Below are 13857 nucleotides of genomic sequence, written 5' to 3'. Positions count from 1 at the left end.
CTGACGTGCATCCTGCCGCAGTAATGACGGCAACTAGGCCGAGGAGTGCGATGGCCGAGTGCTGAAGATTCATGATTCCTCCTGGGTGTCTGAAGAACGACGCGACTGCCTCGTCCTGGGTGCGCGCTTAGGCTCGCGCGGAGCTTCTGGGATGACGATCGGGATCTGAGTAAGCGCGAAATACGACAGCGCCGCATCGCGAATCTGCTCGTCAGGGACGTGAGCAGCACGAACACGCACTGGTGGCGTCCCGTCCTCGGGCACGATGTAGGCGACACCCGGTGTAGCTGGCGAGATCTCGTGGCACCGTGCACCACCCTCGACCGCCCCATCGCCCAAGACCATGGCTGTCTCTGTGCGGTCGCGAAGGCGAAGCCCGATCGTTTGTGTGAACAACCCGCGCGCTGGCAGCGTCTCCTTTCGGGGATCCTGCAAGCATGCGAAGACGACGAAGCCAACTGCCCGGCCCTGAGACGCGAGAGTTGCCAAGGCGGCGTTGGCTCGACGCAGAAGATCGCGGTCCGTCTCGTACGCGGTGAGCGCCGCGAGTTCGTCGATCAGGATGATGACCAGCGGACTATCAACGCTCGCAACGTGCTGACGGGTGTGGCCCGCCAGCTCTCGCGCTCGGGTTTGCATGGTCGCAACCGCATCCTCGAGCAGGGCAACAGCGAGGGGCGCATCGTCAGCGAATCGCGTGAGCAGCGCGCGGCCCATGGCGAGCTCCATGCCGCCCTTTCGATCGATCCCCCATACCTGAACCGTGCCCTCGTGGATCGGTCGGACCAGGCCCATGAGAAGCCCCCAGACGAGCGATGCTTTGCCGCTGCCCGACGAACCGGCCACGAGAGTGTGCGGTCCCACCCGCAGCCGCCACTCATGCCCACCATCGGCGATCCCCATCGCGACTGACCCGCCGTCCCAGCTGCCGCCCAAAGGCGCTGTGAACGTTTGCCCGAGGGCGTCGACGAACTCGAGGTGCAACTGGAGAGCGCTGATCTGCTGTCCGTGCACGGAGGCTCGGAGCGCGGAGAAGGCCTGCGCAATCCGGTCGCTGGCGGACACAAGTTCCTCACGCACGAGCCCCTGCGGAAGAGAGACAGAGGCAACCAGTGTCATTCCTTCCCAACGAGGAGTCCCGAGACCGGCAAAGATCGTCCGCCCGTCGAGGGTTCGGATCTGCAAGCGCAGCGTGTGCGCGAGAGCCGGCCACGCTGCCTGCACGTGCAAGGACATCTCTCTCTGCCACCGACGCAACAGGACTGCATGCATGTCGCGACCAGCCAGCAACCGCCGTCCGACGACGATGACGATCATGGCGACAATCAGGAGCGCGATCACGTTTCGCGAGGTTTGGAGGAAGAAGGCGAACGGCGTCAGAATCAATGCGATTCCGAGCATCCACCGACCAATGCGCCACAGCCGGGCCCTCTCCCCTGCCCAGTACTGGCGAAGCACGGAGCGCGGATAGGCCATCACTCGCCGCCGCGAGACTTCGGAGCGGGCTTCATTTCTGCTGCGCGGAGTGAGTACGCCACACGAGGGCGGCCACCGGTCTCCTTGACGTAGGGAGTGACAGACAGCCCCTCAAAGAAAACCGGGCGGAACGGGAGGCCGTTGGCCTCCGGCGGCGCAGTTGGCTCCGCGATGCTCGCGAGCTTGACGGTGACCTCGTTCTGCCCCTTGCGAGCGTCGGGATCGGCGTCGATTACGCGAACCTGCCACAGAGGGTGGCCGGTGTTCTTGTCGAGATCCTGCCCCTGACGCTGTCCGTCATCCGACCACTTCACGACGGGCTCGACTTCGCCGACCATGAAAGCCCCGCGCGGGAAGTACGCCTCGAAGTTAACCGGGATGGATGTCTGGATTGCCATGGAGTCCTCCTATTTGAGTTGTGTTCCCGCAGTTGCGGGTACAGCTCAAGACTGCGAAGGCACCCCGACATACCTGCCGCGGTTTTCGGCGCTCAGCACCAAAGGAGACGAACACGCGCTCCAAGGTCTCGACCAACAAGCAAAGAACGTTCCAGTTCAGAGTGCAAAAATCCGCCGCACATCGGCTCGAGATCATCTCGGTAGTCGGTGCGCTCCAGACGAGCGTGCTCCAGACGAGCGTGCTCCAGACGAGCGTGCTCCAGACGAGCGTGCTCCAGACGAGCGTGCTCCAGACGAGCTCGATCTAGCATCCGGTCGCCGAGCCCGCATCAGCGCCGCGCCAAGTCAGCGAACGACATCAGGCGCATCGGCTGCAGCGTTCGACCTCGACCTAAGGTGTGAGAACTTTCTTTACTCATTCAAGGCCGGCCTTCGGCCGGATGGCGAGCACGGCTTGCGGTGCGTCCGGTCCTCGCTCCGCTGCGGTCCGGGCGCTCCTCAGCCGCGCTTGCCATCGACTGCCTTAGACTCTCCCCGTGCCCACCTCCGATCTGCGCGCTCTGGCTGCAGCATTCTCCCCTGCAGTGTTCAAAGCGCTGGCGGGGGCAGAAATCGGCAGCGCGGCTGGGCGGGTGGCTCGGCTGCTTGGGCCCGATGAGCCAGCTTCGACTGTGCTCGCTGATGCTTTTGAGGCAGCGCACGCTCGCCTTCTCTCCACCTATCCGAGTGAGTATGCGTTTAAGAACGAGATAGTTTCAAAAATCATCATCGGTAAGCACTCGCCATCCACAGCCTCAGCCCTGCTCGAGCAGCCGATGGGTTCATCGGTCGCCGATGTGCTGATCCTCAACGGAACATCGACTGTTTACGAGGTGAAGACCGATCTGGATTCCTTCGCTCGGTTGCCGGTGCAACTCGCGGACTACAGCCGTCACGCCGAATATGTGTACGTAGTTGTTTCCGAACGACGGGCGGAGTCAGCAGAACGCATCATCCCAGGAACTGTCGGGGTTCTAGCGCTCCGTCGACGCGGCTCCCTATCTGTTGTTCGCCCGGCCGTATCGAACCTACCGAATCTGCTCCACGCTGACCTCTTCCGTCTCCTACGAACGGGTGAAGCAAAGTCGCTTATCTTTAGGTTGACGGGATATAGGTCAGGAATCGCCTCTGGCCTTGCGCGTGCAGAGATGTACGAGATCTTCACCACACTCCCTCGTGAACAAGCACATGCTGCGACCGTCGCAGAACTCAAGGGGCGCGGTCTCAGCGCTCGAAGGCTGGTTACCAGCAGTGCTTTCCCGCCAAGTCTTCGGGCGCTGGCATATGGAAGTGAGCTTTCGGCGATCGGCACTGCACGCCTTGAGCAACGACTGTCACTGCCTGTGGAGGCAGTGCTCTCCGCGATTTGACGCGGAGGCCCGGCTAGGTCATCATGAGGCCAGTCGAGCAATGGAGCCCTTATGTACTTCCCGTACTTGTACAGTCGTCAGGCCGAACTGAACGCGGTTTCTGACGTCTCTTCCAATTTCGGCTCCCCTCAGCGCATCTTTCCACTCATCGAGCCGGTCGAGCCAGCTGCAAAACTGATATCCACCCTGACCGACCTGAAGTCAAAGGCTAAGGCCGCGTACGTCATTGTGAACCCGCACCAGGGCAAGCTCTCAAAGTCGGCGGTCGCAACGGCTTGGCAGAGCGACTTCGCCGCAATGCTGGCCGATTCGGCGGTGGTCTACCCGACGTTCAAGGAGACGGCAGCCACGACCCTCAAGGACATTGCGAGTTTCGTCGCCGCATACCCAGGGCGCAAGATCGGCATCGTGCTGGCAACGAGCAAGCTCGCCCCCGGGGATCTTGCGAAGGCTCTTTCCGGTTCGGACTACACCGTCTTTTTCCTCGCGACTGCGAGCTCTGCGAACTATCTCGCCGCGCTGGGGCCCGCCCGAACAGTCGACGTGAGTGACAACTTCCGCAGCGAAGCCCGGAACAAGGACTACTCCGGTGAGGAGTGGCTCGGAAACAATCACACGTCATGGAGTGCAGCGGGTCGCCGCGGCTTCTCCGACTTCACCATGCTCCCCGGGACCTACAAAGACGGAGGCGGACCGGTTGGAGCCATCGCGATTCATCTAACATATGCGCTCGGTTCCGATCTCTGGATTCAGCACTTTATTTCGACTACTGATGAGCAGACTGATCCGCAAGCAACCAAATTCAAGGAAGTTCTGGGGGACATCCAGCGGCAGCGAGCGGTGACGCCTTCTCGCTTTGAGCTCTCTCCAGGACTTAGTAGCTACGAAACGCAGCGCGCTTCGGGGAACTACACGAATCTCTCCGGAAACAAGCGTCAGCAGGTTTCGCACCACATACACACTGTCGCGAAGCATCTCGGCCTATAGATCCACGCGGGAGTCAACTGGGGTGCAATCGCTCTTCGAGGGCGGGCATTCATTCATGCACCACGAATTCGCTGATGGTCGGCGCGCCTGACCCGGTTCCGGCACCCGCGGACTAGACTCCCGGTGACTCCGTCACGCGAAGCGCCCAAGGGCCGGGAGTCTAGTCCGCGGGTGCAAAGACGAAACCCCGGCGATGTGACGTGAGTCAGGGATCGTTCCGGGGTCTTCGCATACAAGCATACGGATTCTCCTTCCGATGTCAACCTAGAGGGATCGCATGCCGGAGCCACTTGATCGCTCGAGACTGCTACCGCTGCTGACTGCCGAGAGGCTCGACTCCTATCTCAGGGTGTCTAACAGTGTCAACGACGCGATCGGGCTGTACGAGTGGAACATGGCCGCGGCGGCCAGCGTCATGGAACTCACTGGGATCGTCGAAGTCGTGGTCCGGAATGCGCTTGATAGAGAGCTCCAGCAATGGGTGAAAACCAAGCACCCCGGGAGCGTTTGGTTCGACAGAGTGCCGCTGGACCCACAGGGACGCGCTGACGTCGTTAAGGCCCGAAGCCGTGCAACCCAGAAGGGTCGCCGCGCCGAAGTGCACGGCAGAGTGATCGCCGAACTCACCTTGGGATTCTGGCGGTACCTCGTAGAGTCTCGCTACCTCACCTCACTCTGGATCCCGGCGACTCACAGTGCATTCCCGCATGGGGCTCAGGATCTGCGGCAGCGCCAACGAGAGGTTAAGTCGAGCCTCCAGCAACTTCACTTTGTGCGGAACAGAGCGGCCCACCACGAACCGATCCATAGTCGCGATCTGGCACGGGACTTCGCACGTGCGCTCGAATTGCTCGGTTGGGTATCCTCTGACGCCGCGCAGTGGGCGCGGACAACCAGTTCACTTCCCGAGGTCATCAGACGGAAACCTTGACGGTGCCGGTTCTGTGCCGGTAGCTCCGTTGAAACCACCCTCAACCAGCCGCAACCAACCATCACGATTTCCGCGGAATCCCGCGGCAAACGGCGACCAACGAGTACCCACTACCCCGCCGTACACAACTGAAAATCGTGAGGTCACGGGATCGACGCCCGTCGGAGCCACAGGGTGATCATTACAGTCACCTCAGAAACCCCCACCTAGCTTCTAACATGGTGGGGGTTTTGCTTTGCCCTGATGGATGCCGTCCGATCTGTGAAGCCAGCAACGGCATGAACGTCTGCGACTGAAGGAGAGCTGGACATGCGAACCATGCAACGCGGCACAGTCGCACTGGCAGCGCTGTTCTCCGCTTCTCTCGTGATGACAGCGTGCACCCCGACGACGACGTCGATCGAAGATTCACGACACACGCTGTACTCCGATGTGGCCGGTCTCGCCGCTGACAGCGAGGCCGTCGTCGACGTCGTCGTGGACAGGCAGGAGATCGTGCAGGAGGACATGCCGTACACGCTGTCGACCGTGACGGTCATCGCGCCGCTCCAGCCGACGGGACTCGCGGCGAACGCGGATGCAGCCGTCACCCCGGAGCAACAGATCGTCATCCGTCAACTCGGTTCGAGCGCGGAGGAGACGGTGCCGGCACCGCTCCTGGAAGTCGGGGGACGGTACCTGCTCTTCGTGACCTCGACGCAGCTGCCGGGGGACGCAGCCTCGCAGTTCTACGTCACCGGCGGCTCCGCTGGGGTTGTACCGGACGGAAAGCGCCAGCGAAGCTCGTGGGAGCGACGTCAGCTACGCGCGTGTGGACGTCGAGAGCGGCGACTCGCTGCCCCCGACCCTGACGACCGCAGAACTCGACGGGTAGCAGTATGCGCCAGCATCTCCGCGCTTGACACATTCGCGGAACGGGCGAGCCGAAGCGGGCGGGTCAGGGAGCAGTGCGGCCCGGCGCCCCTCCCTCCAATACGCTGGCAGTCCACGCCCACGGAAGGACCCCGGTGACCGAAGAAGCATCCCGTCGCATCGAGCTGACGCTGCACAAGCCGTGGTTCGCGCTGTACGCCGGCATCCGTCCGACGGTCGTGATCGCAGGGCGCGGTCAGCCGGCGCAGTGGGGGCTCGGAACGTGGCAGGTATCGTCCACCGAGGCGACGACGATCGGCGTGTTCCTCTTCAACCGGATGTGGCGCTTCGGTCAGGCGGAGTTCACGCTCGAACCGGGCCACCCGCCCACGATCGTGTACCGCGCACCCACGCTGCCGTTCATGCGAGGACGATTCCGGCTCGGCCAGACTGCCTGAGCAGACTCAGGCCTCCTCGCCGAACACCAGCTCTCCCCCGACCACCGTCGCTGTCACCTGCTGCTCCGCGATCCGCTCCGGATCGATCGCGTACAGGTCGTCGCTGAGCGCGATGAAGTCGGCGAGCATGCCCACCCGCAGCGTGCCTGTGGCGTGCTCCTGGCTCACCGCGTACGCCGAGCCGTACGTGTACGCACGAATGGCCTCGTCGACGCTCACTCGTTCACGCTCCCCCAGCACGTGGCCGCCGCTCGTGCGCCGGAGCACCATGTCGCGGAGCGACACGAGCGGGTTGGCGTCGGAGATGGGCGAGTCCGTCGATCCGTTGAGCACGATGCCGGCATCCGCCAACGACTTCACCCGGTAGATGTCGTCGCGGCGGTCGGCGGCGACGGCGGCAGCCATGCCGTCGCCGAAGTCCGAGACGAACACGCCCTGCGGCACCGGGATGACTCCGAGCCTCGCGGCCCGCGCGATGTCGGCGTCACTCGCGAGCGCGAAGTGCTCGATGCGATGCCGCACACCAGGACGCGGAGCGATGCGCTGCGCCTCCTCGACCGCGTCGAGCACGTGCGTGATCGCCCGGTCGCCGATGGCGTGCGTGGCCACGGTCCATCCGGCTCGATGTGCGCCGACGATGTAGTCGTGCAGCTGCTCCGGCTGATGCAGCAGCACGCCGAAGTTGTCGGCCTCACCGTGGAAGCAGGCGTGCATGGCCGCTGACCGCCCGATGAACGAGCCGTCGGCGACGATCTTGACGGGACCGACCCGCAGCATGTCATCGCCGAGACCGGTGCGGATACCGAGGTCCAGCCCGAGCACATCCTTGTCCGGAAGATCGGCGAACGGGTGCAGGACGGTGATGTACGGCATCAGTGTGGTCCGCACCCGCAGCTGCCGCTGCTCGACGGCGGTCTGGTACGCGTGATAATCGAGCGGGCTGTTGCCGACCATCCGGATCTCGCCGATCCCCGGCTCGGTCACCGACGTGAGGCCGTATCGGAGCGCCTGGTCGCTCGCGAGCTGCAGGTTGCGCTGCACCTCGCCGAGGTCGACCGGCCGGACGAGCGCGAAGATCGGAGCCATCGCCGACTCCTGCAGCAGCCCCTGCGGCCGTCCGTCCGCCTCGCGCGGGATGCCACCGCCGGCGATCTCCGGGAAGTCCTCGCGTCCGGCGTATCCCGCCAGCTCGAACGCCGGGGTGTTCGCGACCATCATGTGCCCGGAGACATGCTCGAGGATCACCGGACGGCCACCGGCGACCCGGTCGAGGCCTTCGGCCGTCGGATGCGCCTCGAGGAAGTTCTGGTCGTAGCCGGAGCCCCGCACCCAGGCGTCCGGCGCCAGCCCTTCCGCATGCTTCCGCACGGCTTCGTACAACTCGGCGAGCGAGTTCACCGCCCCCGGCCTGAGGTTCAGCGACGCAAGTCGGAAGCCCGTGAGCGACAGGTGGTGGTGGGCATCGTGGAACCCTGGCAGCACCGGCTGACCGCCGAGGTCGACGATGCGATCGGCATCGACGCCGTGCAGGTCGTCATCGAGGCCGACGATCCGGCCGTTGAGCGTCCCGATCGTGTGCGCGCTCGGCCGTGCGGCGTCGAGCGTGCGGATGCGGGCGTTGGTGAAGATCGTGTCGACGCGCATGTTCCTTCTCCTGCGTTCGATCCGGCGGTCAGACCGCGGCCTCGGTCCGAGCTGCGGCCAGATCCCGCGTCATCCGACGCTGTAGCGCCCAGACGCCGGCGATCGTGAGCAGGATCATCGCCGCGTAGAACACCGCGACTCCCCACACGCTGCCCCCGGTCGAGTTCAGGATCCACTGCGCGACGAGCGGCGTCGATCCGCCGAACACGGTCGCGCACAGCTGGTACGCGAGCGAGACACCCGAGTAGCGGATGCGGGCGGGGAACGCCGAGGCGAGCAGCGTCGCGAGCAGCGCGTAGTACGCCGTGCTGCCGAGGATCGTGGCGTACAGCGTGACCGTGATCCACAGGGGCGAAGCCGCCTGGATGGCGAGGAAGTACGGCACCGTGAGCAGCACGCTGAGTACAAGGCCGCCGAGCATGACCCTGGCGATGCCGAGGCGCTCGGCGATCTTCGCGGCGATCGGCTGCCAGATGAACTGCAGCACCGCCATGCCGAGCAGGATGTTGAGCATCAGCTGACGGTCGATGCCGAGCGGACCGGTCGTCCAGGCGAGCAGGAAGGTGTTCGAGAAGTAGGCGTTCGAGATGCCCATCACCGAGGCGAGGACGCCGAGACCGATCAGGACCGGCGCAGTGCGCAATGCGACGAGCACCGGAGCGCTCACGACCTCCTTCGACGCCTTCGCGGCGACGAAGTCCGGTGACTCCTCGACCTTCACGCGGATCACGAGGCCGATGATCACCAGGACGGCCGACATCAGGAACGGGATGCGCCAGCCCCAGGTGATGAACTGCTCGTCCGGCAGCAGACCGACGAGCAGGAACATGAGTGTGGCGAGGATGGAACCCGCAGGCGAGCCCTGCTGCACCCAGGCGCCAGCGAGCCCCTTCTTCTTCTCCGTGGCGTTCTCGGTCGACAGCAGCACAGCGCCGCCCCACTCGCCGCCGACCGCGAAGCCCTGCAGTCCGCGAAGGACCACGAGAAGCACCGGCGCGAGGATGCCGATCTGGGCGTAGGTGGGCAGGAGACCGATGAGGGTCGTGGCGATGCCCATCATCATCAGCGTGATCACGAGGACGTTCTTGCGTCCGAGCTTGTCGCCGAAGTGTCCGAACACGAGTCCGCCGACCGGACGCATCAGGAAGCCGACCCAGAAGGTCGCGAACGACGCGAGGAGCGCGGCACCTGGTGCCACGTCGGGGTAGAAGACGCGACCGAACACGAGCGCTGCGGCCGTGCCGAAGATGTAGAAGTCGTACCACTCGATCGCAGTGCCGACGAACGCACCGATCATCGAGCGACGCTGCCGGGCAGGGGTGATCTCAGTGTGCAAAGCGGCCATCGGGGAGGCCCTCTCTGTCAGGTGACTCGGGATCAGCCCATCCTGACGGGGCCACCCCATACTCGTCCAATGAGAAAAGCGGGTAGAGGTATACGCTTTGCGTATGTACGGGGAGCGAGAGCTGGAAGCCTTCGTCGCGGTCATCGACAGCGGCTCGGTGAGTCTGGCCGCGGAACGGCTGATCAGGACGCAGCCATCGGTGTCCCGTCAGATCGCGTCGCTCGAGCGCCAGGTGGGCGCACCGCTGTTCCGCCGGATGCCGCACGGCATGGTGACGACGTACGCCGGCGAGCGCCTCGAGCCGATGGCCAGGGATCTCGTCCGCCGCGGCAGACGGGCGCGCGAGGTGATGACCGGCATCGTGCAGGAGGAGCGGTCGTTCGTGGCCGCCGCGCCCGAGATGACGAGCGTCCTCGTGCTCGCGCCGTTCATCGCCGGTGGCGGACCGATCTCGGATGTCGTCGTCGCGACCCCGGCCGCGACCTATGACCGGTTGCGCACCGGCGCGGACCTCGCCGTCACGACCAGTCCCCCGGACTCGAGGCTGAGCAGTGTGCGCATCCTCACCTTGCCGCTGCTGTGCCAGCTGCCCGCCTCGCACCCGCTCGCGTCGACTGACCGCGTCGAACTCGCCGATCTCCTCGCCGGCCCCTTCCTCACCTCGGGAACGGGCTCGGCGGCCTGGGCTCAGATCCAGCAGGCCGCCGAGAGCGAGGCATGGTCGATGGAGATGGCGAGCTTCGGAGCGGATGCGCCGATCATCCAGGCACGGGCCGCTGCGGGGCACGGGCCGTGCGTGGTCGTCGAGCCGCCACGGTTCGGCCTGGTGTCTCGGCCATTGCACCACCGAGGCGAACCGATGCAGTGCGCGCTCTACGCGGGCTGGGAGCGCACGCACTACGCCCGCGACGACATCCGTGGGGTGGTCGGACAGCTCACCCGATTCGCCTCGACGCACGTGGCCGGACTCTACGCCGACGATGCGGCGTGGCAGAGACCGAACTCAGGCGCGCACTGACTCGAGCGACGGGTAGTCCGTGTACCCCTCGGCCGTGGACCCGTAGAACAGCTCGGGACGGGGTTCGTTGAGCTCTGCGCCCGACTGCCACCGCTCGACGAGGTCGGGGTTCGCGATCACCGGACGGCCGGCGGCGACGGCATCCGCCCACCCGTCGGCGACGAGCGCCTCGGCCTCTTCGCGGCTCGTCGGGGTGGCGAAGCCGGAGTTGACGATCAGCGGTGCGCCCAGCGTGGCGCGGATGTGCTGCACGAGTTCGCCTGTCGGCGATGCGTTCAGCACGTCGACGAACGCGAGCCCGAGTGGCGCGAGCCTCTCGGCGACGGCGGTGTAGGTGTCGCGGACATCCGCGTCATCCTCCTCCAGGACACCCTGGATGTTGTGCTGCGGCGAGAGACGGATGCCGGTGCGCTCCGCGCCGACCGCGGCAGCGACGGCACCCGTCACCTCGATCGCGAAGCGGGCGCGGTTCTCGGGAGATCCGCCGTACTGGTCCTCGCGGATGTTCGACACCGGGGACAGGAACTCGTGCACGAGGTAGCCGTTCGCGCCGTGCACCTCCACGCCGTCGAAGCCGGCCTCGATCGCGTTGCGCGCGGCCTGGGCGAACTGCTCCACCACGAGGGGGATCTCTTCGGCGGTCAGGGCATGCGCCACCGGCAGATCGGCCTTGCCTGCAGGGGTCCGCGTCTGGCCGGGCGCGGCGAGCGCGCTCGGTGCGACCACGCGCGGCTCGCCCGAGATCGCGGGGTGCGAGACGCGGCCGCCGTGCATGAGCTGCATCACGATCGTGCCGCCGCTCGCGTGCACGGCCTCGGTGACGCTGCGCCATCCCTCGATCTGCGCCGGCGTGACGATTCCGGGCTGCCCCGGGTACGACTTGCCCTCGGCCGCCGGCCACGTGCCCTCACTGATGATGAGCCCCTGACCAGCACGCTGCCGGTAGTACTCCACCATCACGTCGGTCGGGACGCCGTCATCGTCGGCCCTGGTTCGGGTCAGTGGCGCCATGACCACACGGTTGGACAGCTGCAGGGCGCCGAAGACGGCCGATTCGTAAAGACTCACAGTGGGACCTAAGCCCGCGGGGTCACGGTGTATTCCCTGGCTGCCGGAGCGGCCGTCGCTGCGTTTCATATCTGGACACCGCTCATCAACCCCTAGGCAAAGAATTGCGCAGGATGTACCGTTCGATTGCGGATAACCGGACGAATCAGGGGTGGGGACCTCGGCATTCGGCGAATGTGGGTGATGGAGGAGGCGAGACCTGGGGACGGGTACAGCATGAACGATGATGAGCTGCGCGAGGTCAAGGCCCATGCCCTCCGCGACGCCGCCGAGGGCTTCCGCCGCACTGCGGCGTCCGGCGTCGAACCCGAACTCAACCGCCTGCTCGCGGACCTGCTCGAAGCCCGCGCAACCCGCATCGAGGCCGGTGACGACGACCACTCGGGCATCGATGCGCTCGAATGACGATCGACATGCGTGCCGGATCCATCGACGGCGCACATGGGATCGCTCACTCGATCTGGATGAATGCTCCCCATCCTGCACCGATGGCAACACCAGAGCGCAGCGTGCCGTTGCCGTTGCCCAGATACCGGTACAGGTCTCCTGAAGCGGTGCGGCCGATCAGGTCGGGCAGGCCGTCGCTGTTGTAATCGACACCGCCGGTGAGCGCCGTGATCCCGGACCAATTCCCCGCGACGGTCTGCCGCGCGCCGAACGCCCCGCTCTGGCCCGGGTAGAAGTACAGCACTCCGCTGTTGTCGAGCGCCATGAGGTCACCGACGCCGTCGTTGTTGAAGTCGCCGCCGACGATGAAGCGCACGTTCTGCCATCCGCCACCGCGCGTCGTGTTCGGACCGGTGAGCCCGCCAGCGCCATTGCCGCGGAACACGGTGAGCGTGCCATCGGGTGAGACGGCGAGCACGTCCTGCTTGCCGTCTCCGGTGTAGTCCGCCCCCGACGTCACATGCAGCATGTCGTACCATCCCGACGCGATGAGCTCGTGGGTGCCGAACCCTCCGGTGGCGCTGCCGCCGTAGAACTCGAGTGCACCGTCACTGCGTACGGCGAGCATGTCGCCGATGCCGTCATCGTTGAGATCCGCGTGCGTGAGGTGCTTGTAGAGCCCCCACGCGGAGGTCACGACGGTCGGCGGGTAGAAACCGCCGTTGCCGCCTCCGCCGTAGTGCAGCAGATCGCTGTCACCTGCGACAGCGAGGAGATCTGCGTTTCCGTCGCCATCGTAATCGGCGGACACGACGGCAGGCTTCCGCGGAATTCCGAGCCCCGGGAACGACATCGGGATGAAGTTCCCGCGCGCGACGTTGGCGAGGCACGTGAAGCCGTTGTTGATGGCGGTGTACACCGCTCCATTTCGACGGACCTCGAAGTGCAGATGATTCGCGGAGGTCGCTCCGGTCATCCCGATCACGCCGATCTGCTGCCCTCGCGTGACGCGCGTACCTGGCGCGTAGGTGCCGGCAGACGCCATGTGCGCATACCGGGTGACGTACCCGCCGGGGTGCTCGATGTCGGTGTAGTTGCCGTAACCGCTGTTCGCGGTGCGCGTCTTGATCACGCCGTCATAGGCGGCCAGGATCGGCGTGCCGCCGGGACCCGTGATGTCGATGCCCTCGTGCGCGCGGAAGTTGCTTCGGCATCCGTCGTTCACCTTCGACTGGATGTTGCCGGAGGCGGGATAGATCATCTGTCCGTCGGTCGCCGCAACGGCCGGAGCGCCCGATGTCACCGCTGGCGCGAGCGCACCGACGAGGACCGCCAGCACGGCGGCGACGACGCCGAAGCGCACACGCCGCGACCGTGACGTTCGCTTCATGTATCGAGTTCTCTCTCACTCGGTGGGCCCCAGGGACACTCGTCCGTCCGCTGTCACCGTATCAGCGCGTCCAGCCGACTCGATACTGCTCAGAGCAGGTCGAACTCGCCGCCGTACAGAGCGACATCATCCTCTGCGGCACCAGGATCCGGACGCACGGCCGTGACGGAGACGACCACTCGGCTCGAAGGAGTGATCAGCACGCTGACGGTGCGGTCGCCGGCAGCGATGAAATCCACGAACGCTCCGCCCGCACGCAACGCCTGCTCCACGTGAGCTTTGACGTCGTCGACGGACTGCCCGTGCGCAAGAAGGAAGCCGACGTCGTCCACCGAAACGTGCGTTCGTACCGTCGTCGGGGTTTCCTCCAGGTCGCTCATCGTTCTCCTCCGCCACTCCCGGATGTCGATCTCTGCTCGTTCCGGCGACGATAGCCCTGGGGCCCCCACTCAGGGAGGGGATTGCGCGGCGCTCCGAAAAAGGGCAGACGCATC

The 13857-nt window shown here is 65.4% G+C and carries 15 protein-coding genes; 7 read left to right on the top strand and 8 right to left on the bottom strand.

What is annotated here, in order from left to right:
* Positions 1-69 precede the first annotated feature (69 nt).
* The 3 genes from RS83_RS18255 to RS83_RS19240 all read right to left on the bottom strand — a co-directional run bounded on the left by RS83_RS18255 (position 70) and on the right by RS83_RS19240 (position 2185).
* The gene (locus RS83_RS18255; protein WP_197072084.1) at positions 70-1401 is read right to left on the bottom strand and encodes an FtsK/SpoIIIE domain-containing protein; all 1332 of its coding nucleotides are present in this window, start codon (positions 1399-1401) and stop codon (positions 70-72) included.
* A 74-nt stretch (positions 1402-1475) separates the two neighbouring features.
* Positions 1476-1874 carry a hypothetical protein gene (locus RS83_RS07805; RefSeq protein WP_045278962.1) on the bottom strand — a complete coding sequence of 133 codons (399 nt, stop codon included), beginning with the start codon at positions 1872-1874 and terminating at the stop codon, positions 1476-1478.
* A gap of 92 nt (positions 1875-1966) precedes the next feature.
* Complete coding sequence (locus tag RS83_RS19240; RefSeq protein ID WP_082071573.1) at positions 1967-2185, bottom strand: pentapeptide repeat-containing protein; 219 nt, start codon at positions 2183-2185, stop codon at positions 1967-1969.
* A gap of 225 nt (positions 2186-2410) precedes the next feature.
* Here RS83_RS19240 and RS83_RS18745 point away from each other — a divergent pair, with 225 nt between their 5' ends.
* From RS83_RS18745 to RS83_RS07785, 5 genes are all read left to right on the top strand, one after another.
* Complete coding sequence (locus RS83_RS18745; protein WP_156153152.1) at positions 2411-3283, top strand: sce7726 family protein; 873 nt, start codon at positions 2411-2413, stop codon at positions 3281-3283.
* 51 nt (positions 3284-3334) lie between these two features.
* The gene (locus RS83_RS07800; RefSeq protein WP_045278961.1) at positions 3335-4270 is read left to right on the top strand and encodes a sce7725 family protein; all 936 of its coding nucleotides are present in this window, start codon (positions 3335-3337) and stop codon (positions 4268-4270) included.
* A 277-nt stretch (positions 4271-4547) separates the two neighbouring features.
* Positions 4548-5201, top strand: a complete 654-nt coding sequence (locus RS83_RS07795) for a hypothetical protein (RefSeq protein ID WP_052678971.1) — start codon at positions 4548-4550, stop codon at positions 5199-5201.
* A 309-nt stretch (positions 5202-5510) separates the two neighbouring features.
* Complete coding sequence (locus RS83_RS07790) at positions 5511-6212, top strand: hypothetical protein (protein WP_045278960.1); 702 nt, start codon at positions 5511-5513, stop codon at positions 6210-6212.
* Positions 6209-6511, top strand: coding sequence for a hypothetical protein (locus RS83_RS07785; RefSeq protein ID WP_156153151.1), 303 nt, complete (start codon positions 6209-6211; stop codon positions 6509-6511). Before RS83_RS07790 ends, RS83_RS07785 begins: the two co-directional genes overlap by 4 nt.
* 6 nt (positions 6512-6517) lie before the next feature.
* Here RS83_RS07785 and RS83_RS07780 read toward each other — a convergent pair whose 3' ends face one another.
* The gene (locus tag RS83_RS07780) at positions 6518-8155 is read right to left on the bottom strand and encodes an amidohydrolase (RefSeq protein ID WP_045278959.1); all 1638 of its coding nucleotides are present in this window, start codon (positions 8153-8155) and stop codon (positions 6518-6520) included.
* 28 nt (positions 8156-8183) lie between these two features.
* Positions 8184-9500: an MFS transporter gene (locus tag RS83_RS07775; protein WP_045278958.1), complete on the bottom strand. Its 1317-nt coding sequence runs from the start codon at positions 9498-9500 to the stop codon at positions 8184-8186.
* Between the two features lie 103 nt (positions 9501-9603).
* Between RS83_RS07775 and RS83_RS07770 the strand changes: the two genes are divergently transcribed.
* On the top strand, positions 9604-10518 hold the full coding sequence (locus RS83_RS07770; protein ID WP_045278957.1) for a LysR family transcriptional regulator: 915 nt from the start codon (positions 9604-9606) through the stop codon (positions 10516-10518).
* Here RS83_RS07770 and RS83_RS07765 read toward each other — a convergent pair.
* On the bottom strand, positions 10504-11586 hold the full coding sequence (locus RS83_RS07765; RefSeq protein WP_269429881.1) for an alkene reductase: 1083 nt from the start codon (positions 11584-11586) through the stop codon (positions 10504-10506). The genes RS83_RS07770 and RS83_RS07765 overlap by 15 nt on opposite strands.
* A gap of 216 nt (positions 11587-11802) precedes the next feature.
* On the opposite strand from RS83_RS07765, the gene RS83_RS07760 reads away from it, so the two are divergent.
* Positions 11803-11991: a hypothetical protein gene (locus RS83_RS07760; protein ID WP_045278956.1), complete on the top strand. Its 189-nt coding sequence runs from the start codon at positions 11803-11805 to the stop codon at positions 11989-11991.
* A gap of 46 nt (positions 11992-12037) precedes the next feature.
* On the opposite strand, the gene RS83_RS07755 is transcribed toward RS83_RS07760, so the two are convergent.
* Positions 12038-13363, bottom strand: coding sequence for a VCBS repeat domain-containing M23 family metallopeptidase (locus tag RS83_RS07755; RefSeq protein WP_045278955.1), 1326 nt, complete (start codon positions 13361-13363; stop codon positions 12038-12040).
* Between the two features lie 89 nt (positions 13364-13452).
* Positions 13453-13743, bottom strand: coding sequence for a hypothetical protein (locus RS83_RS07750; protein ID WP_045278954.1), 291 nt, complete (start codon positions 13741-13743; stop codon positions 13453-13455).
* Positions 13744-13857: the final 114 nt, after the last annotated feature.

This window comes from Microbacterium oxydans (assembly GCF_000956525.1).
GTDB lineage: Bacteria > Actinomycetota > Actinomycetes > Actinomycetales > Microbacteriaceae > Microbacterium > Microbacterium oxydans_A.
Note: the sequence above shows the minus strand (reverse complement) of the source record. Positions and strands in the feature narration are given on the sequence as shown.